The organism is Mucilaginibacter litoreus, from assembly GCF_042676805.1.
Lineage (GTDB): Bacteria > Bacteroidota > Bacteroidia > Sphingobacteriales > Sphingobacteriaceae > Mucilaginibacter > Mucilaginibacter litoreus.
The window spans coordinates 69,903-91,730 of the sequence record NZ_JBHTHZ010000011.1; the positions used below are offsets into that span (position 1 = coordinate 69,903).

General features: G+C 42.1%; 20 protein-coding genes. 13 read left to right on the forward strand and 7 right to left on the reverse strand.

Annotated elements, in window-relative coordinates; translation table 11 throughout:
- Positions 1-93: 93 nt before the first annotated feature.
- Positions 94-375, forward strand: coding sequence for a hypothetical protein (locus ACFQZX_RS12480; RefSeq protein WP_377115776.1), 282 nt, complete (start codon positions 94-96; stop codon positions 373-375).
- 44 nt (positions 376-419) lie between these two features.
- Here the strand turns inward: ACFQZX_RS12480 and hscA are convergent, their stop codons facing one another.
- On the reverse strand, positions 420-2,285 hold the full coding sequence (gene hscA / locus ACFQZX_RS12485; RefSeq protein ID WP_377115778.1) for a Fe-S protein assembly chaperone HscA: 1,866 nt from the start codon (positions 2,283-2,285) through the stop codon (positions 420-422).
- A gap of 167 nt (positions 2,286-2,452) precedes the next feature.
- Here hscA and ACFQZX_RS12490 point away from each other — a divergent pair, with 167 nt between their 5' ends.
- Positions 2,453-5,257, forward strand: a complete 2,805-nt coding sequence (locus ACFQZX_RS12490; protein ID WP_377115780.1) for a TolB family protein — start codon at positions 2,453-2,455, stop codon at positions 5,255-5,257.
- Between the two features lie 48 nt (positions 5,258-5,305).
- Here ACFQZX_RS12490 and ACFQZX_RS12495 read toward each other — a convergent pair whose 3' ends face one another.
- The 3 genes from ACFQZX_RS12495 to ACFQZX_RS12505 form a co-directional block, all read right to left on the reverse strand.
- Positions 5,306-6,070, reverse strand: a complete 765-nt coding sequence (locus tag ACFQZX_RS12495) for a copper homeostasis protein CutC (protein WP_377115782.1) — start codon at positions 6,068-6,070, stop codon at positions 5,306-5,308.
- Positions 6,071-6,142: 72 nt separating this feature from the next.
- Positions 6,143-7,162 carry a N(4)-(beta-N-acetylglucosaminyl)-L-asparaginase gene (locus ACFQZX_RS12500; RefSeq protein WP_377115784.1) on the reverse strand — a complete coding sequence of 340 codons (1,020 nt, stop codon included), beginning with the start codon at positions 7,160-7,162 and terminating at the stop codon, positions 6,143-6,145.
- Between the two features lie 67 nt (positions 7,163-7,229).
- On the reverse strand, positions 7,230-7,664 hold the full coding sequence (locus ACFQZX_RS12505; RefSeq protein WP_377115786.1) for a putative signal transducing protein: 435 nt from the start codon (positions 7,662-7,664) through the stop codon (positions 7,230-7,232).
- Between the two features lie 51 nt (positions 7,665-7,715).
- Here ACFQZX_RS12505 and ACFQZX_RS12510 point away from each other — a divergent pair, with 51 nt between their 5' ends.
- The 3 genes from ACFQZX_RS12510 (at position 7,716) to ACFQZX_RS12520 (ending at position 9,706) form a co-directional block, all read left to right on the forward strand.
- Positions 7,716-8,672 (forward strand): helix-turn-helix transcriptional regulator, encoded by a 957-nt coding sequence (locus ACFQZX_RS12510; protein ID WP_377115788.1) that lies wholly within the window; start codon positions 7,716-7,718, stop codon positions 8,670-8,672.
- 247 nt (positions 8,673-8,919) lie between these two features.
- Positions 8,920-9,345 (forward strand): SRPBCC family protein, encoded by a 426-nt coding sequence (locus ACFQZX_RS12515; protein WP_377115790.1) that lies wholly within the window; start codon positions 8,920-8,922, stop codon positions 9,343-9,345.
- Between the two features lies 1 nt (position 9,346).
- Positions 9,347-9,706, forward strand: coding sequence for a GyrI-like domain-containing protein (locus tag ACFQZX_RS12520; RefSeq protein ID WP_377115792.1), 360 nt, complete (start codon positions 9,347-9,349; stop codon positions 9,704-9,706).
- 109 nt (positions 9,707-9,815) lie between these two features.
- On the opposite strand, the gene ACFQZX_RS12525 is transcribed toward ACFQZX_RS12520, so the two are convergent.
- On the reverse strand, positions 9,816-11,150 hold the full coding sequence (locus ACFQZX_RS12525; RefSeq protein ID WP_377115794.1) for a dihydroorotase: 1,335 nt from the start codon (positions 11,148-11,150) through the stop codon (positions 9,816-9,818).
- A gap of 101 nt (positions 11,151-11,251) precedes the next feature.
- Positions 11,252-11,881 (reverse strand): hypothetical protein, encoded by a 630-nt coding sequence (locus tag ACFQZX_RS12530; RefSeq protein WP_377115796.1) that lies wholly within the window; start codon positions 11,879-11,881, stop codon positions 11,252-11,254.
- A gap of 156 nt (positions 11,882-12,037) precedes the next feature.
- Between ACFQZX_RS12530 and ACFQZX_RS12535 the strand changes: the two genes are divergently transcribed.
- The 8 genes from ACFQZX_RS12535 to ACFQZX_RS12570 all read left to right on the forward strand — a co-directional run bounded on the left by ACFQZX_RS12535 (position 12,038) and on the right by ACFQZX_RS12570 (position 21,356).
- The gene (locus ACFQZX_RS12535; protein ID WP_377115798.1) at positions 12,038-13,399 is read left to right on the forward strand and encodes a DEAD/DEAH box helicase; all 1,362 of its coding nucleotides are present in this window, start codon (positions 12,038-12,040) and stop codon (positions 13,397-13,399) included.
- On the forward strand, positions 13,365-13,670 hold the full coding sequence (locus tag ACFQZX_RS12540; protein WP_377115800.1) for a hypothetical protein: 306 nt from the start codon (positions 13,365-13,367) through the stop codon (positions 13,668-13,670). The genes ACFQZX_RS12535 and ACFQZX_RS12540 overlap by 35 nt, the downstream gene beginning before the upstream one ends.
- Positions 13,671-13,678: 8 nt before the next feature.
- Complete coding sequence (gene gldC, locus ACFQZX_RS12545; protein WP_377115802.1) at positions 13,679-14,008, forward strand: gliding motility protein GldC; 330 nt, start codon at positions 13,679-13,681, stop codon at positions 14,006-14,008.
- Between the two features lie 105 nt (positions 14,009-14,113).
- On the forward strand, positions 14,114-14,443 hold the full coding sequence (locus ACFQZX_RS12550) for a hypothetical protein (protein WP_377115804.1): 330 nt from the start codon (positions 14,114-14,116) through the stop codon (positions 14,441-14,443).
- Positions 14,444-14,531: 88 nt separating this feature from the next.
- Entirely contained in the window at positions 14,532-17,969 is a 3,438-nt protein-coding gene (locus ACFQZX_RS12555) for a response regulator (protein ID WP_377115806.1), read from the forward strand.
- A 3-nt stretch (positions 17,970-17,972) separates the two neighbouring features.
- Entirely contained in the window at positions 17,973-18,809 is an 837-nt protein-coding gene (locus tag ACFQZX_RS12560) for a CheR family methyltransferase (RefSeq protein ID WP_377115808.1), read from the forward strand.
- Entirely contained in the window at positions 18,742-19,392 is a 651-nt protein-coding gene (locus ACFQZX_RS12565) for a chemotaxis protein CheB (RefSeq protein WP_377115810.1), read from the forward strand. Before ACFQZX_RS12560 ends, ACFQZX_RS12565 begins: the two co-directional genes overlap by 68 nt.
- Positions 19,393-19,406: 14 nt before the next feature.
- The gene (locus ACFQZX_RS12570) at positions 19,407-21,356 is read left to right on the forward strand and encodes a response regulator (RefSeq protein ID WP_377115812.1); all 1,950 of its coding nucleotides are present in this window, start codon (positions 19,407-19,409) and stop codon (positions 21,354-21,356) included.
- Here ACFQZX_RS12570 and ACFQZX_RS12575 read toward each other — a convergent pair.
- Positions 21,340-21,825, reverse strand: a complete 486-nt coding sequence (locus ACFQZX_RS12575) for a methylated-DNA--[protein]-cysteine S-methyltransferase (protein WP_377115814.1) — start codon at positions 21,823-21,825, stop codon at positions 21,340-21,342. The two genes, ACFQZX_RS12570 and ACFQZX_RS12575, sit on opposite strands and share 17 nt — an antisense overlap.
- Positions 21,826-21,828 lie beyond the last annotated feature (3 nt).

A 21,828-nucleotide genomic window follows, 5' to 3' on the forward strand; every position in this document is an offset into this window, starting at 1 on the left:
CATATCAACTAAATTATTAGTTATATATGATAAAAGCAAATTGATTTTTATTTGGCATTGTATTAGCTACAAGTAGGATTAAATAAGATACTTATGGATAAGATTAAAAAATTTGAATTGATGGAAAAAATAGTCCATGAATTGGAAGATTTAAGAAACAGCCAACAGGCGCTGATACAAAAGATCAGCAAGATTGAAGTAGATAATATTGACCTTGGCAATAAAAGACTCGAAAAGGATTTGCCTGATATGCACCAGCGCGTATCTGATAATTTAGATACCATCACCAGCATACTGGAAGATTTTGCAAGCCAGACAGATGATTATAGCAGCAGTAATAATATTTCAGCGTTGCGTGAGCAAGGCTTAAAATGATTAAATCAAATCCCCGAAAGGGGATTTGTTATTTACAGACATTTCTATTCGTTACCTTCAATACTTTTGCCTTTCATGGCAGTAGCTATCGCTACATCCATTACCCGCTCGGCAAAAGGCCGGGTAAGGTTATTCAACTCATCAATTTTCGTATGAATCAAATCTTTGTCACCAGTGCTTAAAGCAGCTTTTAAAGCCTCGGTATAAACATGAGTTTCTTTTGTTTCCTCTTCGGATAGCAGGCTGCCATTTTTTTCCAGGAAACGTTCAACAGTATAGATCATTTGTTCGGCTTCTGTTTTTGCCTCTATGAGCATGCGGGCGCTCACATCATCTTTGGCATTGGTTATACTGTCCATCAACATTTGCTCAACTACATCGTCGGTTATGCCATAAGCCGGTTTTACCTCAACTTCCTGTTTCACACCGCTGCGTAATTCAATGGCCTGTACCTTGAGTATGCCATCGGCATTTAGAATGAAGTTAATATCTACCTTCGGAAACCCCGCCGGCATTGCAGGGATGCCTTTTAGTTCAAATTCGGCCAGTTTACGGTTTTCTGTGATCAGGTCGCGCTCGCCCTGGTAAACGGCAATTTTCATGTTTACCTGTCCATCTTTTGAGGTAGTGTACTGTCGGCCGGCTTTGGTAGGAATCTTCGAGTTACGCGGAATGATGGTATCCATTAAGCCGCCCATGGTCTCAATACCAAGGGATAGGGGGGTAACATCCAGCAGTAATATATCACTGCGGTTACCAGCCAGCACGTCGGCCTGTATGGCAGCACCAAGGGCAACCACCTCATCCGGGTTAAGGTCATCATGCACCTCGCGGCCAAAAAAATCCGAAACCATCCTTTTTACCAATGCGGTACGGGTGCTGCCGCCTACCATTACTACTTCGTCAATATCGTTAACGGTAAGCTTTGCATCTTTAAGCGCGTTTTGGCAACTGGTAATGGTTTGCTGTACCTTTGGTAGAATAAGTTCTTCAAAGGTATTCCTGTCAAGCGTACACCATATATCGCCCAGCCTCTCGTTAAACAAGCTTTGGTGGGCAAAAGCTTTCTTCGCTTCCTCAGCTTTAAGGCGTAGTTGCTGTGTAAGTTCACGATTATCAGCCAGTTCGGTTTTATCCAGATTGTTTTTTTCTATCCAGTAATCGGCAATGGCACGGTCAAAATCGTCACCACCTAAAAAGGTATCACCGTTAGTAGAAAGTACCTCAAAGATGCCGTTTTGTATCTGCAGGATGGAAACATCAAAAGTACCTCCGCCTAAATCGTAAACGGCAATAGTCTTGGTTTCATCAGGGTTCAAGCCAATGCCATAAGCCAGGCTGGCGGCAGTAGGCTCGTTTACGATACGTAAAACATCCAGGCCGGCCAGTTTACCGGCATCGCGGGTAGCCTGGCGCTGCGAATCGTTGAAGTAAGCCGGTACGGTAATCACCGCGCGGGTAACAGGTGTTTTAAGCGCGTGCTCTGCACGTTCCTTAAGCTCCTTTAATATCAGGCCAGAAAGTTCAATTGGCGTATAAAACTTATCGCCAACCTTGATCTTTACAAGGCTTTCGGAATCGTCATCAATAATTTTATAGCTGAAAAAGCTCTGATAGTTTTTTACATCGGCATAAGAGCGGCCCAGCAATCGTTTTACTGAAAAGATAGTGTTTTGAGGATCGGTGGTCAAGTATTCTTTAGCCTCGTTGCCTACGGTAATTTCGCCTGCAGGGCTAAAATGCACTACAGATGGAACCAGCACACCTTTACCCGAATCGTTAATTACCCTCGGGTTTTTATCAGGATCGATAAAGGCTACCAGTGAATTAGTGGTACCCAGGTCGATGCCGACAATAATATCTTCTTTTTGGATAGAGCCCGTTGCCAGGTTGATAGAAACTTTAGCCATAGTATTATGTCAAAGCGCAAATGTACTTAGTTTTAACAGATGGAATGTCATATGGATTTCGGAATTTGAATCAGGATTTACAGAATTAGTCAATTATCAGAATTGACATGTTTATATTGCGGCAGGATACTGTAATTTTAAAATTCTGAAAATTCTGATTCAGACCAATGAGACGCCTGCTTCTTTTATTAGTTTTATTCACTGCTACTCTTGCTAAGGCCCAGCAGTTTGGTGGTAATCCACCCTCTGTTAAATGGAAACAGGTAAACACATCAGCAGCCCGTGTCATTTTTTCGCAGGGGATGGATAGCGTTGCCCGGCATGTAGCAGCTACCATTGCACAGATGAATAACCTGATCAAACCAACCATTGGTTATAAGCAGAAGCAGGTAAGCATTGTATTGCAAAATCAAACCACCATTTCCAACGCCTATGTAGGGTTGGCGCCCTTTAGGAGTGAGTTTTATTTAACACCATCGCAAAACAGTTTCGACGTGGGCAGTTTACCCTGGGCACAGCAACTGGCCATCCACGAGTTTAGGCATGTGCAGCAGTACAACAATTTTAATGTGGGCCTTTCGCATGGCCTGCGGGTCATATTCGGGGAGGGTGGGCAAGCGCTGGGTAATGCCCTAAGCGTGCCCGACTGGTTTTTTGAAGGTGATGCGGTTTATAACGAAACGCTGGTTAGTGCACAGGGCAGGGGGCGGTTGCCCTCTTTTTTTAATGGATACCGGGCTTTGTGGGCAGCCGGTAAAGATTATGGCTGGATGAAACTGCGCAACGGCTCTTACCTGGACTATACCCCCAATCACTATCCATTAGGGTATATGATGGTGGCCTATGGACGCGAAACTTACGCCAATGATTTTTGGCGTAAGGTAACACATGATGCAGCTGCGTTCAATACAGGGTTTTATCCGCTGCAAGGCGCTGTTAAACGTTATTCGGGCATAAGTTATGGCTCATTCAGAAATGCAGCTTTAAACCATTTTAAAAAGCAATTCAAGGCAGATGCATCTACACCGGCAGCAAATACATCTCAGCATTTTATAGCCGACCAGGAATACCCTGCTTACGTTAATGATAGTACCATTATTTATCTTAAAACAAGCTATAAACACATTCCGCAGTTTATAATAAAAACAGGCGAAAAGGAGAAAGTTATAGCAACCCAAGGCATCACCAATGATAATTATTTCAACTTTAATAACGGCAAAATTGTTTATGCCTCTTACCGTCCCGACCTGAGATGGGGTTACCGCAATTATAACGAGTTGATGGTATTTGATGTGGCCACAGGAAAAGAAAAGCGCATTACCCGCAAAACCAAATATTTTTCACCTGCATTTAGTGTTGATGGCAAAACCATTGTTGCCGTACAAGTGGCGCCAACAGGTAAAAGCGAATTGCATTTGCTTGATGCGCAAACCGGCTCACTTATAGCTACTGTGGTTAACAAAGCCAACCTGTTCTATTCGTATCCCAAATTTTACGACGCTAATACGCTGATAGCAGCAGTAAGGAATGATAGAGGTGAAATGACGCTCGCCCGTATTGACATCAAAACCGGTGGATATAATTTCTTATTGCCCTGGAGCTTTGCGCCTATTGCATTTACTCATATAAGCGGCGATACCGTTTATTTTAGCCGCACAGCAGGGTTAAATGATAAGCTTTTTGCGGTAAAAGTTGGAAGCAAAACGGTGTTTGAAGTAAAGGGCATTCCGGAAAATCTCATCGGTTACTATCAGCCGGCTATCAGCAAAAATAAACTGGCGTGGACAAGCTTTACGGCTTACGGTTACCGTTTAAACGAAGCTGATCGTGACAACGTAATATTTACTCCGGTTACTGAAAATCCGAAGCTTTCTGATATTGGCATACAAGCATTGGAAAAGGATAGTGCAAGCAATTTGCTTGCATCAATGCAGCCGCAGTATTTGCCTGTTTCAAAATACAGCAAGGCATATAACTTGTTTAACTTCCACAGTATTTTTCCAACCATTAACGATCCGAATTACTCCCTGGAGCTGGCGGGGCAGAATGTGCTAAATACTTTTCAGTCCAGCATTTTATTTAATTATAACCGAGATGAAGGGTACAAGCAGTTTGGTTATGAAGCTACTTACGGTGGTTTATTCCCTTATATTTCTGCCGGCGGAAGTTATATTTTAGATAGACGGGGATTTTATCAGGGGCAGAATATTTATTATAACGAAACTACACTTCATGCGGGTTTGCAGGTACCGCTTAACTTTAGTGCAGGGAAGCATTATACTTCACTATCGGCAGCAAGTAGTATCAATTACAGTCGCAACACCTTTCAACAGGCGTTTCGAAGCAGATTCAAGGATAGCTATTACACGTATTTAAGCAATACTTTATCTTTTAGTAACCAATCGCAACAGGCTAAGCAAAATATCAATCCGCATTTTGCCCAAACAATCCGGCTTAATTATAAATATGCAGTAGCCGGGCGGGAGGCCAGCCAGTTTTTGGCAACGGGATCATTCTACCTGCCCGGACTGGCCACCAACCATAGTTTAGTACTCAGCGGGGCTTATCAGCATAAAGGGCAAAACAGCGCTATCGGCTTTTCTAATGATTTCCCATTCTCGTATGGGTATTCTGCTGAAAGTTTAGATGATATGCAGCGCGCCGCTGTAAGTTACCATTTCCCTATTGCGTATCCGGACGCAGGTTTTGGCAATCTTTTATACCTATTAAGGTTACGTGGTAATGTATTTTATGATTATACCCATGCTACAGCCACCAACTTTTTTGCTAACGGGCGTGCGCTTGAAGCTAACTTCCGGTCGGTAGGAGGCGCTCTGTTTTTTGATACGAGAATATTTAACCAGGAATCCGTATCATTTGGCGTACGCTACAGCCGCTTGTTAGACCCTGATCTGTTTGGAGGTACCGGGCGGGACAGGATAGAAATTGTGTTGCCGGTAAGTATATTTTAATTATTGTTTTTAGCAAGCGGGAGCTATTGTAGGCCTCGTGAGCCGGGCTTACCTATTCGCCTCTTCCAATATTTTTTTTACCCTTGCTACATCAGTAAAGTCCAGGCTAAACTCGTCGGCTATACCTGTACTCATTAAAATGTGATCGTTTTTGTATTCCATGCCCCCTTTTACCTGGCTGCGTGCTGATGAATGTACTTCGGTAACATTTGTAAAATGTACCAAATCGGCAACATTGTATTCGCTGACACCGCTGCCGGCCATTATCGTTATGCGGCCTGCGGCCTTTTCAACTAAATGACTAATAGTACTGGCACCCTCCATGGCGGTTGTTTTTCCACCGGAAGTAAGTATACGTTCGCAACCCATCTCAATGATATCTTCAAGTGCCTGATATTGGTCGGCACACATATCAAAAGCACGGTGAAAGGTAACACCCAAACCCCATTGCCGGGCAAACCGCACTAACTCGGTACAACGTTCCTTGTCAATAGATCCATCGGCCTTAAGCATGCCTATAACTACACCATCGCAGCCAGCTTCGACACAACTGCGTATATCTGCCTGCATTACCTCATATTCAAGGTCGCTGTACAGGAAATCGCCGCGGCGGGGGCGTATCAAAACATATAATTTGATGTGAAGATGTTTGCGGGCTAATAGGATCTGCCCCATAGATGGGGTAGTACCACCCTCAGCCAGGTTTTCACAAAGTTCTACACGTATAGCACCTCCTTGCTGTGCAGCAAGGGCCGATGTTACACTATTAGCACAAACTTCAAGATTTATTTTTTGCGATAGTTCAGGATCCATTTCAATACATAAATATATCAACCATGAAATAAGTTGATTTATGCCTCAAATTTACAAGATTGCGGATTAGTATTATTTGCCGTCTTTATAGAAATATTTGCCGGGGATCAACAAGTCCTGCTTTTTACTATCACAAACGGCGAATGAAAAACCGTCTTGAATGGCATAAGCGCCGTATTCGCCTTTTTTGTTAAGCGCTAAAAACCCAACTTGTATCTGCTTTGCTGTTTCCGGTTTCTTTTTGATGATACGTTGTACGGCTTCTTTACAGGCTTCTTCCGGAGATAATCCCTGGCGCATAAGTTCCACAACCAAAAAGCTGCCTACATTGCGTATCACTTCTTCGCCAACACCCGTAGATGTAGCACCGCCAACCTCGTTATCTACATACAATCCTGCACCAATGATTGGGCTATCGCCTACACGGCCATGCATTTTAAAGGCCATGCCACTTGTAGTACAGGCACCGCTGATATTGCCTTTAGCATCAAGCGCCAGCATGCCAATAGTGTCATGGTTGTATTTACTACCCTGCCTGCTTTGTTTGCTCTCGATATTCATGACAGGCGAATACTTGGCAGTTTTAAGCCATTCTTTCCATGCCTTGCGCGACTCTGGTGTAAGCAGTTTCTCCGCTTTAAAGCCTTGCTCAATAGCAAACTGGCGCGCGCCATCGCCAACAAGCATTACGTGAGGTGTTTTATCCATCACCCGGCGGGCTACAGATATTGGGTGGGCAATGTCTTCTATTGCGGCAACAGAACCACAGTTCCCAAACTCATCCATTATACAAGCATCCAGCGTAACATGGCCGTCCCTATCAGGGTAACCAGCCCTTCCAACGGTATGATTTGTCATATCGGCCTCCGGGATGCGTACGCCTGCTTCAACAGCATCAACAGCACGGCCACCTTTTGATAAGGTTTTCCAGGCTTCCTGGTTGGCAGGTATGCCAAAACCCCAGGTAGAGATCACGATAGGGAAGTTATTCTCCTGATAAGTAGTCGGGTTTTTTGAAAGAGCTGATTTTGAAATTGCTGCTAACGAAGCAGTTGCCGCTGAGAGTTTAAGAAATTTACGCCTATTGTACATGAGGTTAAATATAACAATAGCCTTTAAACTTCTATTTTTTGTATCACATTTTATACAAAACAATTGCTTACTCAAAATCGCGCTGGCAATTGTAGCAATGCCATTCGTTTTGATTCTTAAAAAAACCTATCAAAGTATTCAATACACCGGGTATACCGGTGCTGTAATCCTGATCGGCCAGGCGATGCTTTACATTGGTAGATGCGCAGTAAGGGCAAATTACAGGTGCCTGGCTTTCCTCGTCAATTTCAACATGGTCATGTTCGTGCAGATTGCCGCTTTGTTCAAGTATTTCACGGCAGCGTTGCAGGTCGCGTTCAAATATTTTGAGTTTAATGCCGCCCACAGCATTATTGAATAAGGGATTTGCGGCTATAATGTTATCATCAGCAATAAAGCAGGGTATACCGGCATCCTCAAGTTTGGTACGCACAATATGCGCCAGCATGGGGTCGTAGTAACGCTCAAAAGTGATTATATTATCATCTGTATCAGCTTTCATACTTGATAAACATTTATACTAAGGTAATTTGTTTTTTATTTATTTTGGGGTATGAACCGCATCGACCGCATTTCCGCCATTTTAATCCAGTTGCAATCACGCAGGGTGGTTAAAGCATGCGATATTGCCGACAGGTTCGCTATCAGCCTTCGTACGGTTTACCGGGATATCAGATCGCTGGAAGAAGCCGGAGTACCTATCATTGGCGAAGCAGGGGTAGGCTATTCGCTGGTAGATGGTTATCGTTTGCCGCCTATTATGTTTACCCGCGAAGAGGCTACCGCCTTTTTAACCGCCGAGAAGTTTGTTGAAAAAATGACCGATACCTCTACGGCAGCGCAACACCGGTCGGCAATGTATAAAATACGGGCCATACTGAAATCGACAGACAAAGATCTGCTTGATAGTATGGAAAGCAACATAGAGGTTTTAAAAAGCCATATACAGCGTAGGGTTGACAATCAGGATCATATACAAACCATCCTTAATGGTATAATTAATAAGAAGGTGTTATCTATTGAGTACACAGCAGGTTATACTCAAACAAAAACCAGCCGGGAGATAGAACCTGTTGGTATATTTTATCTGGACAGCTACTGGCATTTGATTGCCTGGTGCCGCATGCGTAATGATTACAGGGATTTCAGGCTGGACAGGATACACCATTTAACAGAAACCGACACAGTGTTTGAAGGTAAGCACCCTACGCTTAAAGATTATATCGCAAAAGCCGCATCAGAGCATAAGCTTGAAACTATAGTGATTAAAGCAGATACACAGATAATGCCATATATCAACCAGCAAAAGTATTACAACGGCTTTGTGTCTGAAAAACAAGTTGGAGAACAAACTGAAATGACTTTTCTGACCATGACTGCCGAGGGCTTTGCCCGCTGGTTCATGATGTTTGGAGATAGGGCTGAGGTTGTATCCCCCTTGCAAGTTAAAGACAGGATAGCCGAATTGGTTGAAGCCATAGCAAAGCGCAATATTGTGTTACCGGTTTAGTTATATTCAAAAATCAAAGCCATACTGAACTTTTCTAATGTGACCGCCTGAAAAATCCCCCAATAATTTGGATCGCCTAACGGATATTCACGTTAAGCTGTTAAACAGCTAAGTTAATCTGAAATTCATTAAAATCTACTGACATACCGTTGTCAGGACACACCTTTTCTTTGCTGTTGTGTTACTAATAAGTGTTATGCACGTTAGTATGATAAATCTTAAATAGTCATTATCAATTGTAATTATTATGAGCAAGTTAAAATTCACAACAATGATCAACTTTAAGGCACCCGCATCAGACGTGTGGAAGGGATTAACAGATCCTGCAATTGTAAAACAGTATTTTTTTGGGACTAATTTAAATTCTAATTGGCAGGTTGGTAGCCCTATCACCTTCAGCGGGGAATGGGATGGTAAAAGCTATGAGGATAAAGGCATCATAAAGGAGATTGAGCCAGGGAAATATGTAAAATACAGCTATTGGAGCAGCATGAGCGGTACACAAGATAAACCTGAAAACTACGCCAATGTTAGCTATCAGCTTAATGAAGATAACGGTGTTACTACTTTAACTGTAACACAGGATAATATTAAGGATGAGGCATCTAAGCAGCATTCTGAAAGCAACTGGCAAGCTGTTTTTAGTGGACTGAAAAAGATATTGGAAAAATAATATGAAAGAAGAAGTTGAAAATTTACCGGCGTTTTTTGTCGCTGGTTTAAAAGTACAAACCATTAATAGGGATGGGCAGGCCATGAAAGATATTGCGCAGCTATGGCACCGGTTAATGAGCGAGGATATAGCCGGAAAACTGGGCGACCGGGAAGGTAATGAGGTTTACTGCGTGTACACCGATTATGAAAGTGATCATCAGGATTATTATAATGTTATTCTGGGTTATAAAGTAAGTTCTATCGAGTACCTTTCGGAAGGTATTACAGGTAAGGCCATACCGGCAGCAAAATATAAAGTGTTTTCTGAAGAAAAAGGCATATTCCCACAAAATATAGGCGACGTATGGCAGTATATATAGCAATCTGCACTTAACCGTAATTACACTACCGATTTTGACGTTTATATATTAAGCGATACCGGCTTTGAGGGTACAACCTTTAAAACCTATGTTGCTATTGATTGAGATTTTAGCGGGTAAAACTCAACCTTTGTCCGCTTTTATCATTTTTAAACGAGCCGTTCTCATAAGCCAGGTTACCTGATACGATTGTTGCTTCAACCTGCGACTGGAATGTATTACCCTCAAAAGGCGACCAGCCACACTTATAAAGTATATTGCCTTTGTTTACCTGCCATGGTTTGTTAAGATTTACCAGCGCCAGGTCGGCCCAGTAACCCTCACGTATAAAGCCGCGTTTTTCCACCTGGAAGATAGTAGCTACGTTGTGTGCCATCTTTTGGGCTATTTGTTCCAGGCTTATTTTACCCTGATGATAAAGCTCCAGCATGGCAACCAGGGCATGTTGCACCAGCGGCCCGCCGGATGGTGCAGCAAGATATGGCTGCTGTTTCTCCTGCAGGGTATGAGGGGCATGGTCGGTGGCTATCACATCAATACGGCCATCAAGTACGGCCTTTAAAATTCCGTCACGATCGGCTTGTGTTTTTACTGCAGGGTTCCATTTTATAAAATTGCCCCTGGTTTCGTAATCAGCGTCAGTAAACCACAAATGGTGGATGCAAGCTTCGGCTGTTATCCGCTTGTTTTCCAAAGGCATATCGTTGCTAAATAAATGTGTTTCTTTAGCTGTTGAGATATGCAAAATATGCAGCCTCGTGTTATGTTTTTTAGCCAGTTCTACAGCCATTGATGATGATAGGTAACAGGCTTCCTCGCTGCGGATGATAGGATGATAACGCACCGGGATATCGTCGCCCAGCAGCTCTTTGTAATGAGCCAGGTTGCGTTTTATGGTGCCCTCATCTTCGCAATGTGTAGCGATCAGCATGGGCGATTGCGCAAAAAGTTTTTCCAGCGTAGTAGGGTTATCCACCAGCATATTACCTGTAGACGACCCCATGAAAACTTTAACACCACATACTTTACTGGCATCGGTACGCAAAACCTCATCCAGATTATCGTTTGAGGCCCCCATAAAAAAAGAGTAGTTGGCCAGTGAGTTATGAGCAGCTATCTGATACTTATCTTCAAGCAGTTGTTGCGTTAGGGTGTTAGGTACGGTGTTGGGCATCTCCATAAACGAGGTGATACCCCCTGCAACAGCCGCCCGCGATTCTGTATAGATATCGCCTTTATAAGTCAAACCAGGTTCACGAAAGTGCACCTGGTCATCAATACAACCCGGGAAAAGATGCAACCCCTCTGCGTTTATTTCCTTGTCTGCAGTGCTGTCTATTAAAGAATCGATGCGCTCTATAAAACCATCTTTTACCAGCACATCGCCGGTGAACTGTTTACCTTCGTTAACTATAGTCGCAGATTTGATGAGGATAGATGACATAAGGCAAAGATAGCTTTTATAGCGGCAAGATTAAAGAATCAGGTAACAAGACAATGGTACTTATATGAATTCTGATTTCTTGATTCCTGATCTGATACGAATTACCAATAATAATTCAGCCCGAAATTAAAGCTATTGCTTAAGCTAAGGTTAACAATAGTGTTGCCGCTGCGGTAGTTATAGTAATAGCTGGCGTTGCCAAAACCCATATTGATGCCCAGTTTAGGTGTCGGAAAAAACACCACATTTGGCGATCCTCCGATGGTTAAGCCACCGTTAGTAAAATCGTTAAGAATATGCGATGAACTTATACCAAATTGCGGGAAAATGCCCACCTTTTCGCTCAGCATCCAATAGTAACGCAAATTGATAGCAAGGCCTACATAGTCGGTATGGTAATCATTGGCGTAAGTATAATTTTGGGCGCTGTTAACATCAGAGTAAAAACTTGAAATTTCTGTACCCGATGTCCTGGTATAACCGGGTTGTATGCCAATGGCCCATTTATCGCTCAGAAAAAAACCAAACTCCGGCGCAATGTTAAGGCTCACCATGTCTTTTTGCGTGTAAACGGTGGTGCCGGTATCAAAACTGTAATTGGTTGTTGTTCCGTTTTTATCATAATTGAAATAAAAGCTGCCGCCCACGTATTTATGGCCTTTGCCGGTTTGTGCCAATGCACTGCCAAAAACAAAAAAAGATGCAATTAAAGAAAGTAAAAGTTTATTCATATTAAGTTTATAAGAGGCTAATATATGTTTTTGGCAGGTGAAAATTAATAACAGGTTGATAATTGAGAGCGCTGCTAAAAGAGTGTCCTTAAATGGTATATGCCACTCCAGCGCTCATCTTCACATCACTCACAACAAAAGTGTATCTTTGCGGCTATGGCAGTAACTTTTGATGATTTTAAATTTAACCGGCAGATATTAAACGCCATTGCCGATGCCGGTTATACCGAGCCAACGCCAATACAGCAAAAAGCTATACCGCCAATACTTAACGGGCAGGATGTAATGGGCATAGCACAAACCGGTACCGGTAAAACCGCAGCTTATGTTTTGCCTTTGCTGATGAAACTTAAATATGCCCAGGGGGAAAATCCACGTGCACTCATCGTTTCGCCAACGCGCGAACTGGCCATGCAGATTGAGGAAAACATTAAAACATTCGCAGTGAATACCGATTTGCGAACTGTGGTGCTTTTTGGCGGTATAGGGCCAAAAACGCAGATAGAACAAGTAACCAAGGGCGTTGATATGATTGTAGCCACACCGGGGCGCTTTTTAGATATCTATCTGGCCGGGCATATTGTTACCAAACAATTGCAGACATTGGTGCTTGACGAGGCCGACAAGATGATGGATATGGGCTTTATGCCGCAGATTAACCGCATCCTGGAAGTAGTGCCGGTAAAGCGGCAGAACCTGCTTTTCAGCGCCACTATGAGTGACAAGGTACATAACCTTGCCGCTAATTTTCTGGAGTTTCCAACCGTTATCGAAATAACGCCACAAGCTACAGCCGCCGAAACCGTTGAGCAACAGCTTTATAATGTACCTAACACTAAAACAAAGGTAAATATGTTAAAGCACCTGCTTGATAAGCAGGACGATATCAAAAAGCTGATCGTTTTTTGTAAGACAAGGACCGTGGCCGAAGATATTTTTAAATTCCTGACCAGAAAGTTTGGCGAACAGGATGTCAAGGTGCTGCACGCCAATAAGGGGCAAAATACCCGCATTAACTCTATCAACTCCTTCAAAAATGATGAAGTAAAGATACTCGTAGCTACCGACGTAGCTTCGCGGGGTATCGATGTGAGCGATGTAAGCCACGTTATCAATTTTGATGTCCCGGTAGTTATAGAGGATTATGTGCATCGTATAGGGCGAACGGGCAGGGCTTTTAATAAAGGCGTTGCAATAACCTTTTGCGCACCTTCAGAGCAGTATTACATCAACAAAATTCAGAAACTTATCAGGCAAACCATACCTGTGATTGATATACCGGAGGAAGTATTTATTGAGGAAACCCCTTTTGCTGAAAGGCAGGAGCAGGCCCGTGAAATAGATACCCAGAAACGCAAAGAGGACCCCGAATTTAAGGGCGCTTTCCACGAGAAGAAAACACTTGCCCAGAAAAAGAAATTTGAGGCCACAAAGGCAAAACGTAACCCTAATAATGCAATCAATAAAAAACCTTCCAAACAATATGGCGGAGCAAAACGATCTGGCAAAAAGCGCTAACCAAAGGAAATTCAGGGTTAGTCCGCTAAATTTTGCAACCGCCCTTTTTTTTATTGCAGCCGCTTATATATTTATTACCGGTATTAAAATAAACGGTTTGCCAAGTGGCAACTGGAGCAATACTATTGCCTGGATTTTTATTTTGTTTGGCTTCGTTGTGTCATTTTTGGATCTTATTTTCCGCAATTTCTTTACCCTCACCAAAAATTTATGGATTGTAGAGCTAAGCTTTATAACTTTGGTGCTTATTATATTTTTTCTGGTTAAATAGTACTTTAAATGAAAACAGCTGAAATCAAGCTCACCATCACGCTCGACGATAATAACGTTCCTGAAAATATCATGTGGGAGTCTACCGACTCTAAAAACCAGGAAGCACTGCCTGTAAAGGCCATGATGCTTTCCCTGTGGGACCAGAGTTATAAAAACACATTAAAAATTGACCTGTGGACAAAAGATATGCCGGTTGATGAAATGAAGCGCTTCTTTTACGAAACGCTGCAAACCATGGGCGATACCTTTTTACGTGCCACAGGTGAAAAAAATATTGTTGAAGATCTGCGTGATTACTGTGCTCACTTTGCAGATAAGATGGAAATAAAGCAATAATACGTAATCAAAATGCGACCATCTTCACTTATTGCTCTCTTAGGTTTTATCATACTCATTTTAGCAACGTTTTGCCCGCTGCTGCGCCCGTTTCATTTATTCAACATGAATGTTTATAAACTTAACCAGCCATATGGTATGGCCCTGTTGCTTGTAGGCGTTATAGGTGTTTTGTGTACGGTGTTAAATCAGGTTAAGGTAACTCGTATAGCCGCCTGGGCAGCAGTTGTTTTAGTCGCGTTATTATTTATTGCAGCGCTGTTTAAGGTCAAAACCTCATTCAGTTTTGTTCCGTTCAAAGGTGTAGGCAATTTCTTAAGCAGGCAAATCGCGTTTAAATGGGGATGGTATGTGCTTTTTGCAGGCGCACTTTTATCTCTTGCCGGATCATTATTTATAAAAAAGCCGTTAAACGTTCAGTTAGTTGAGAAATAATACTACCAGTCTGTTTATTACGTAATTGTATTTTAGCCACACATATTTTTTAAACATATTTGTGCCACATTAAACCATAACCTACTGTATGTTCAAGCTTTCCTTCCGTTACCAGGTGTTAGCTGGTTTTTCTGTATCCATTTTGCTTGTATTAATTGTTGGTATACTGTCTTTTAAGAGCATTAAGCAGTTAGAAGAAGATACCGTTTGGGTTGATCATACTCAAAAGGTTATCAAAACTACCGATAACATACTCCAGTTGCTTATTGACGGGGAAACCGGTATGCGTGGCTATGGTGCTACTGCAAATAAAACGTTTCTTGATCCGTACAATGCTGCCGTACCTAAAATAACAGAGAACCTTTATCAGTTAAGTAATATGGTGCAGGATAATCCTGTACAGATAAAAAGGATCGACTCGCTTAAAGACCTGGTAAACCGCCAGTTGCTGGTACTTAAAAACAATATTGAAATACGCGAAACTAAGGGACTTGATTATATGGTTGCCAACCAGATGTTTTTAGGTGGCAAAAAGAACATGGACAGCATACGCGATATCAACAGGCGCGTAATTGAAACAGAGAATAATTTACTGGCCGAAAGAAAGGCTGCTTCTGATAAAGCTTCGGCGCAGGCAATAATTGTTATTGTTATTGGGTGTACAGTTTTCCTGTTGATAGTAGTAATTATGTTTTACTACATCCAGGCAACTTTTGCCCGACAGAAAAAGATAGAAGAAGAGGTAAGAATTGCCAACATCGAACTTGAAAGGGTATTGATAGAGAATGAAGCGAAAAATTGGCTGCTGACAGGCACAGGGGCCCTTAATGACAAAATGCAGGGTCAGCAAAGCGAAAAGGAACTTTCAAATAATGTACTCACTGAAATTGCCAGATATACGAATGCGTTAACAGGTACTTTATATCTGTATAACCAAAATGAAGAGAAACTGGACCTTTACGCCTCTTACGCCTTTAAAGATCCTTCTGTTCTCAAACAAACAATACGTATTTCTGAAGGATGGATAGGGCAGGCTGCTAAAGATGAACGTTCTGCTTTGGTTAAAGGTAAACTAAACGAAAAGTTACAGCTTAGCACATCGCTTATTGATCAGGAAATAGAAACTTTTATAGTGCCTTTCTTTTTTGACAAAAAGTTGAAGGGTGTATTGGAGATTGGTTTTAAAGAAGAAGTACCTGCTAACATAAAAGAATACGTTGAGCTTGTTGCCAATGATATTGGTATTGCCGTTAATACGGCCCAGGCGCGCACCATTATGCACGACCTTTTCGAGGAAACACAACAACAGGCCGAAGAACTGGAAGCACAACAGGAAGAAATGCGTGTAACCAATGAAGAACTCATCAATAAAACAGAGATGTTGCAGGCATCAGAAGAGGAACTTCGGGTACAGCAGGAAGAATTGCGAACAATAAACGCCGAGCTGGAAGAAAAGGCCAGCCTGCTTGAAGAAAAGAACCAGGCCATTGAAGAAGCACGCCAGTCCATTACCCAAAAGGCTACAGAATTGGAAACTACAGGCAGGTATAAATCTGAGTTTTTAGCCAACATGAGTCATGAGTTACGTACGCCTCTAAATAGTATATTGGTACTGGCCCGTATACTGAAAGATAATAAGCCGGCCAACCTTTCTGAAGACCAGATTAAGTATGCCAGTGTAATATTCAACGCCGGAAATGACTTGCTTACGCTTATTAATGATATCCTCGATTTATCCAAGATCGAATCGGGTAAGCTGGATCTGAATAACGAACAAATAAGTATTGCTGATATATTAAGCGATATGCAATCGTTGTTTGCTGAAGTGGCCAGCAATAAGCATATCAACTTTACTACAAATTCATTCGGCGTACCGGCTACCATCGTAACCGATAAGGTGAGGGCCGAGCAGGTAATAAAAAACCTGCTTTCAAACGCATTCAAGTTTACACAGGAGAACGGTGCCATCAGTGTTAATGCCGTGGCAGGCCCAAGGCCCAATACGGTTAGCTTTAAAATAAAGGATTCGGGCATTGGAATACCTGCCGATAAGCAAAAAATTATTTTTGAGGCATTTCAACAGGCAGATGGTTCAACCAGTCGTAAATACGGCGGTACCGGTTTAGGTTTATCCATCAGTCGCGAATTGTCGTCGTTGCTTGGTGGCGAAATTACTGTAACCAGCGAACAGGGCGTAGGCAGCGAGTTTGTGTTCACATTGCCATTTGAGGCCAGCTTTACATCAGCCCAGGATGAAGATACTATACCAACTGTTGAAAGTTACAAGCCTGCAACAACCAATTTCCTGCAATCTGTAACAAAACACGAAACCAAACCGGGGCACGAGCCATTTGTGGTAATAGTTGAAGATGACAAGAACTTTTCCATTATACTACAGGATTATGCACGCGATCATGGCTTTAAATCTGTAATGGTTAATGAAGGTACTAATGCTGTGGAGATCATTAAAGAACAGCAGCCGGATGCTGTGATATTAGATATCATGCTGCCAGGAAAAGACGGCTGGCAGATATTAAAAGAGCTTAAGCAGGATGATGCAACCATGCATATACCGGTGCACCTGATGTCGGCAGGAGAAGCCGCAGCAAACCGGGTACATAAAGAAGGTGCTATCAGCTTTTTGAAAAAACCCGTGAATACCGAAACGCTGGATAAATTGTTTGGGGATATTATGGCCAGAAGCGGTACCAAATTTACTCAGATTTTACTTGTAGAAGATCATAAAGCCCAAAGCCAGGCTTTAAAAGACCTGATGCAAGGCCAGGGGATTACGGTCGATCAGGCTTTTGACGGCGAATCGGCCTTCAGAATGCTGCATGAGCGCGAGTATCAGTGCGTTGTGCTTGATTTGAACCTGCCGGATATTTCCGGGTTAGATTTATTGGATAAGATAAAAGAGGTTGATAAGTTTGCAGCATTGCCTGTTATTATAAATACGGCAATGGAATTGGATAAAACATCGGTAAACCGCCTCATGCAGTATGCAAATGCCATGGTGGTTAAAACAAGTAAATCATCAGACAGGTTAATAGACGAAGTGAATTTGTTTTTAAATAAGATAAGCGAAACAGGCCCTCAGGCCAACCTTAACCCGGGCAAACCGAAAACCATTACCAAAGGCAAGGATGCCATTAAGGGTAAAAAGGTTTTAATTGTTGATGACGATATGCGTAATATATTTGCATTGAGCAGTGCGCTGGAAAGTTATGACCTTGTGGTAGAAATTGCCAACGACGGTGAAGAGGCCCTGCAAAAGCTGGAAGAGGTAAGCGATATAGACATTGTATTGATGGATATTATGATGCCAAAAATGGATGGTTACGAAGCTACCCGGCAAATACGCAAGCAAAACAAATGGGCTAAACTGCCTGTTATTGCGTTAACCGCAAAGGCCATGAAGGATGACCGCGAAAAATGTATAGCTGCCGGTGCTAATGATTATATCACCAAGCCAGTAGATATGGACAGGCTTATTTCATTGATGCAGTTGTGGCTGGATAGCTAATATATGAAGATACCTGCTACTAAAGATGCTATTTCGGGCACACAATTAACAGAGCTGATTGATATTATAAAAAAAATTCACGGTTTTGATTTTAGTGATTATACCGAAGCCTCTTTTAAACGAAGGGTTTCGCGCATATTGATGCTGAAAAAGCTGAGCTTTTACGATCTTAAGCATATACTGATAAATAGTCCTGCATTTTTCCAGGAATTTTTAGAAGAAGTGACGGTGAACGTTACAGAAATGTTTCGCGATCCTGCCTTCTATAAAGCGCTGCGTAATCAGGTTGTTCCTTACCTATCCACTTACCAGCATCTTAAAATATGGTGCGCAGGTTGCTCCTCAGGGGAGGAAGTATATTCTTTGGCCATCCTGCTTAATGAGGAGAAACTAATTAACCGGTCATTTATATACGGAACGGACATCAACACCGAAGTATTAAATGAAGCAAAAAAAGGGATATATAGCCTTCGGAAGATTAAGAGCTATGCCGAAAATTATTTGTTTACAGGCTTGCCCGGTTCGCTTACTGATTATTTTACCATTATGTACGATGCCGCTGCCATACACAGCGAATTAAAACAGAATACACTGTTTTCCGTACATAATCTGATATCTGATACCTGTTTTAACGAGTTTCAGATGATAAGCTGCCGTAACGTTTTTATTTATTTTGAAACTGAGCTTCAGTACCGCATACTTGATCTTTTTTATAACAGTTTATGCCCTTTAGGTTATTTATGCCTGGGTAATAAGGAAACCATCCGCTCTGATGCTTTCCGGCAAAAGTTCAGGGTTATCAATCAAAAAGAAAACATATATCAAAAAATTGGCGCTTGATAATAACATACGGAAACGGTGGCAACAGGCACAAGTACTTTTGCTCGGCGGTTCGGCTGGGTCATTTAAGCTGTTGTTCCGTATGGTGAAACAATTGCCTGAGCGGTTCAATAAAACGGTTATCATCGTTATCCACCGTAAAAAAAATTTTTTCAGCGAAATTGAAAAACTGTTTGCTGAAAATAGCCGTATGTTGTTGCGGGAAGTAAGTGATAAGGAGCCAATAAGGCAAAATACCATATATATTGCTCCGGCAAACTATCATACCCTTGTTGAAGAAGAAGGTTTTTTTAGCCTTGATGTATCAGAAGCAGTTTGGTATTCAAAGCCATCTATAGATGTTACCTTTGAAAGCGTTGCTGATGTGTACAATAAAAGCGCCGCTGCCATTTTATTGTCTGGGGCAAATCAGGATGGTGCAGAAGGTTTGTTAAAGCTGCGCCAGAGTGGCGCCCTCACCATCGCACAGGATCCTGCTGATGCAGAAATGGCCGAAATGCCGCAATCGGCAATTGATATTCAGGCTGCCGAATATGTTTTGACAACAAAAGAAATATTTGAACTACTTGAAGACACCACCTGATACCACACAACCCAATGACCCCTACAAACATCCTTATTGTTGATGACAGAAAGGAAAATATAATTACTCTTGAAGCGCTGCTACAGCGCAATGATATCAAGTTATTTTCTACAACATCGCCCAACGAGGCTTTGAAATTAGCCTGGGAAAATCAGATATCCATAGCGCTGGTTGACGTACAAATGCCGGAAATGGATGGTTTTGAACTGGTAGAAATGCTGAAATCAAACCCTCGTACAAAGGATATATTAGTAATATTTGTTACCGCAATATCCAAGGAGGCTAAATATGCAGTTAAGGGATTTGGTGCCGGCGCAGTAGATTACCTGTATAAGCCGCTTGACCCTTATATTACCTCGGCAAAAGTAGACGCTTTTATACAACTGGCGCGCACGCAGGAAGAGGTGAGGCAAAAAAATGAAGACCTGCAAAATTTTGCTGTAGTGGTGAAAAATAGTGCAGATATTATTTGTTCTGTAGATGCTGATAGCTTGCGCATAAAAACCATTAACCCAGCAATAGAAACTATATTGGGTTATAAGCCAGATGAAGTTATTGGTAAAAGCGTTGTTGATTTTGCTATTGAATCTCAACAGCCTTTTTTCAGGACTAAATTAGGTGAAATAATTAAGGACAATAAAAGTTTTTCTGCTATTGAATTTCAGTTCAATACGTTTGATAAAAGAATAATATGGACAGAGTGCCGCATATCCTATCGCGCACGCACCATTTTTATGAATGTTAGCGATATTTCCCCGCAAAAAAGTTATCAGCAGCAACTGATCAAATCAAAAGAAGCGGCAGAATATGGGAAAAAGGTTAAGGAAGCTTTTCTGGCTAACATGAGCCACGAGCTGCGTACCCCTGTGAATGGTATCATAGGTTTAACTAATTTGCTTCGAAAAACAAGTATAGACGAGCAGCAAAGCAACTTACTTGACATGATGGAGTCGTCGTCACGCTCCTTACTTGGGGTGATAAATGATGTGCTCGACTTGTCAAAGATAGAAGCAGGTAAGTTCAGTATTGTACGCACGCCAAATAATGTACGTGGTATTATAAATGCGGTTTACGGATTGCTTAAATATCAGGCTGATGAAAAAAGCATTGAATTTTTACTGGAAATAGATAACGACGTCCCCGAAACCTTACTGGTTGATTCGCTCAGGTTAAATCAGATATTGATGAACCTGTTAAGCAACGCCATTAAGTTTACCGAAAGGGGATATGTGAAATTGAAGGTATCTGTTTTGCAAAAGCTCGATTCGGCAAAGGTGAAACTTAAATTTAGTGTTGAGGACACAGGTATTGGTATACCACAGGCCAGATTGTCGCACATTTTTGAGTCGTTTGAACAGGCGGAGGACGATACCGCTACCAAATACGGGGGCACGGGCCTGGGGCTTACTATTGTAAAAAAGCTGGTTGAGTTAAAAGGCGGTGATCTGACGGTAAGCAGCAAGCCGGGAGAAGGAAGTGTATTTAACTTTACTAACTGGTTTGATATTGTTAATCAGCCTAATGTGCCTAAACCTGTAAGGCCGAATAAACTACTTTCAAAGTTTGTTTATACCCGCGTGTTGGTTGCTGAAGATAATATGGTTAACCAGTTTATGGTATCAAAAATGCTTAAAGACTGGAACATAGATTTTGACATTGCCGACAACGGAAACAAGGTTTTAGAAAAGCTGCAGCAAAATGATTATGATTTGATTTTGATGGATACCCACATGCCTGGTTTAAACGGTTACCAGGCATCAAGAGCCATACGGATAGATTTTGAGGAACCAAAACGCAGTATACCTATCCTGTCATTATCGGCTTCGGCATTTGAGCATGAGCAGGTAGAAGCCATGGCTGCAGGTATGAACGATATATTACCCAAGCCTTTTGAACCGTACGAGTTACATGCTAAAATAGAAAAGTTGTTAAGCGGTAAAATAGAACCTAAAAAGCCAGCTTAGTCTGGCCGATACCTGTAACCCGTGTTTCATGATCAAGCAGCCATTTTTTGCGCCATAAGCCGCCTGCATAACCGGTTAAACTACCATTGCTTCCTATCACACGGTGGCACGGCACGATTATCCATAAATTGTTTTTCCCGTTTGCTGCGGCAATTGCACGTATGGCAAGCGGGCTATTCATATTCAGCGATTGTTTACTGTAAGTAATGGTGCTCCCATAAGGTATTTTTAGAAGTTCAAGCCAAACCTGTTGTTGAAAATCAGACCCCGGCTGTTTTATAGGCAAGTCAAAAACTTTTCGATTACCTGCAAAATATTCGTCAAGTTGCTTCATCGATTCGAGTAAAAGGAGAGAAGTTGTCGGCGTTGGGGGTATAAGTTCATCCCTTACGGATACTTTACAAATAAAACCATCTTCTTCAACAATATGAGCTATTCCCAAGGGTGTCTGGTAGAAAACTTCGGCCATGGC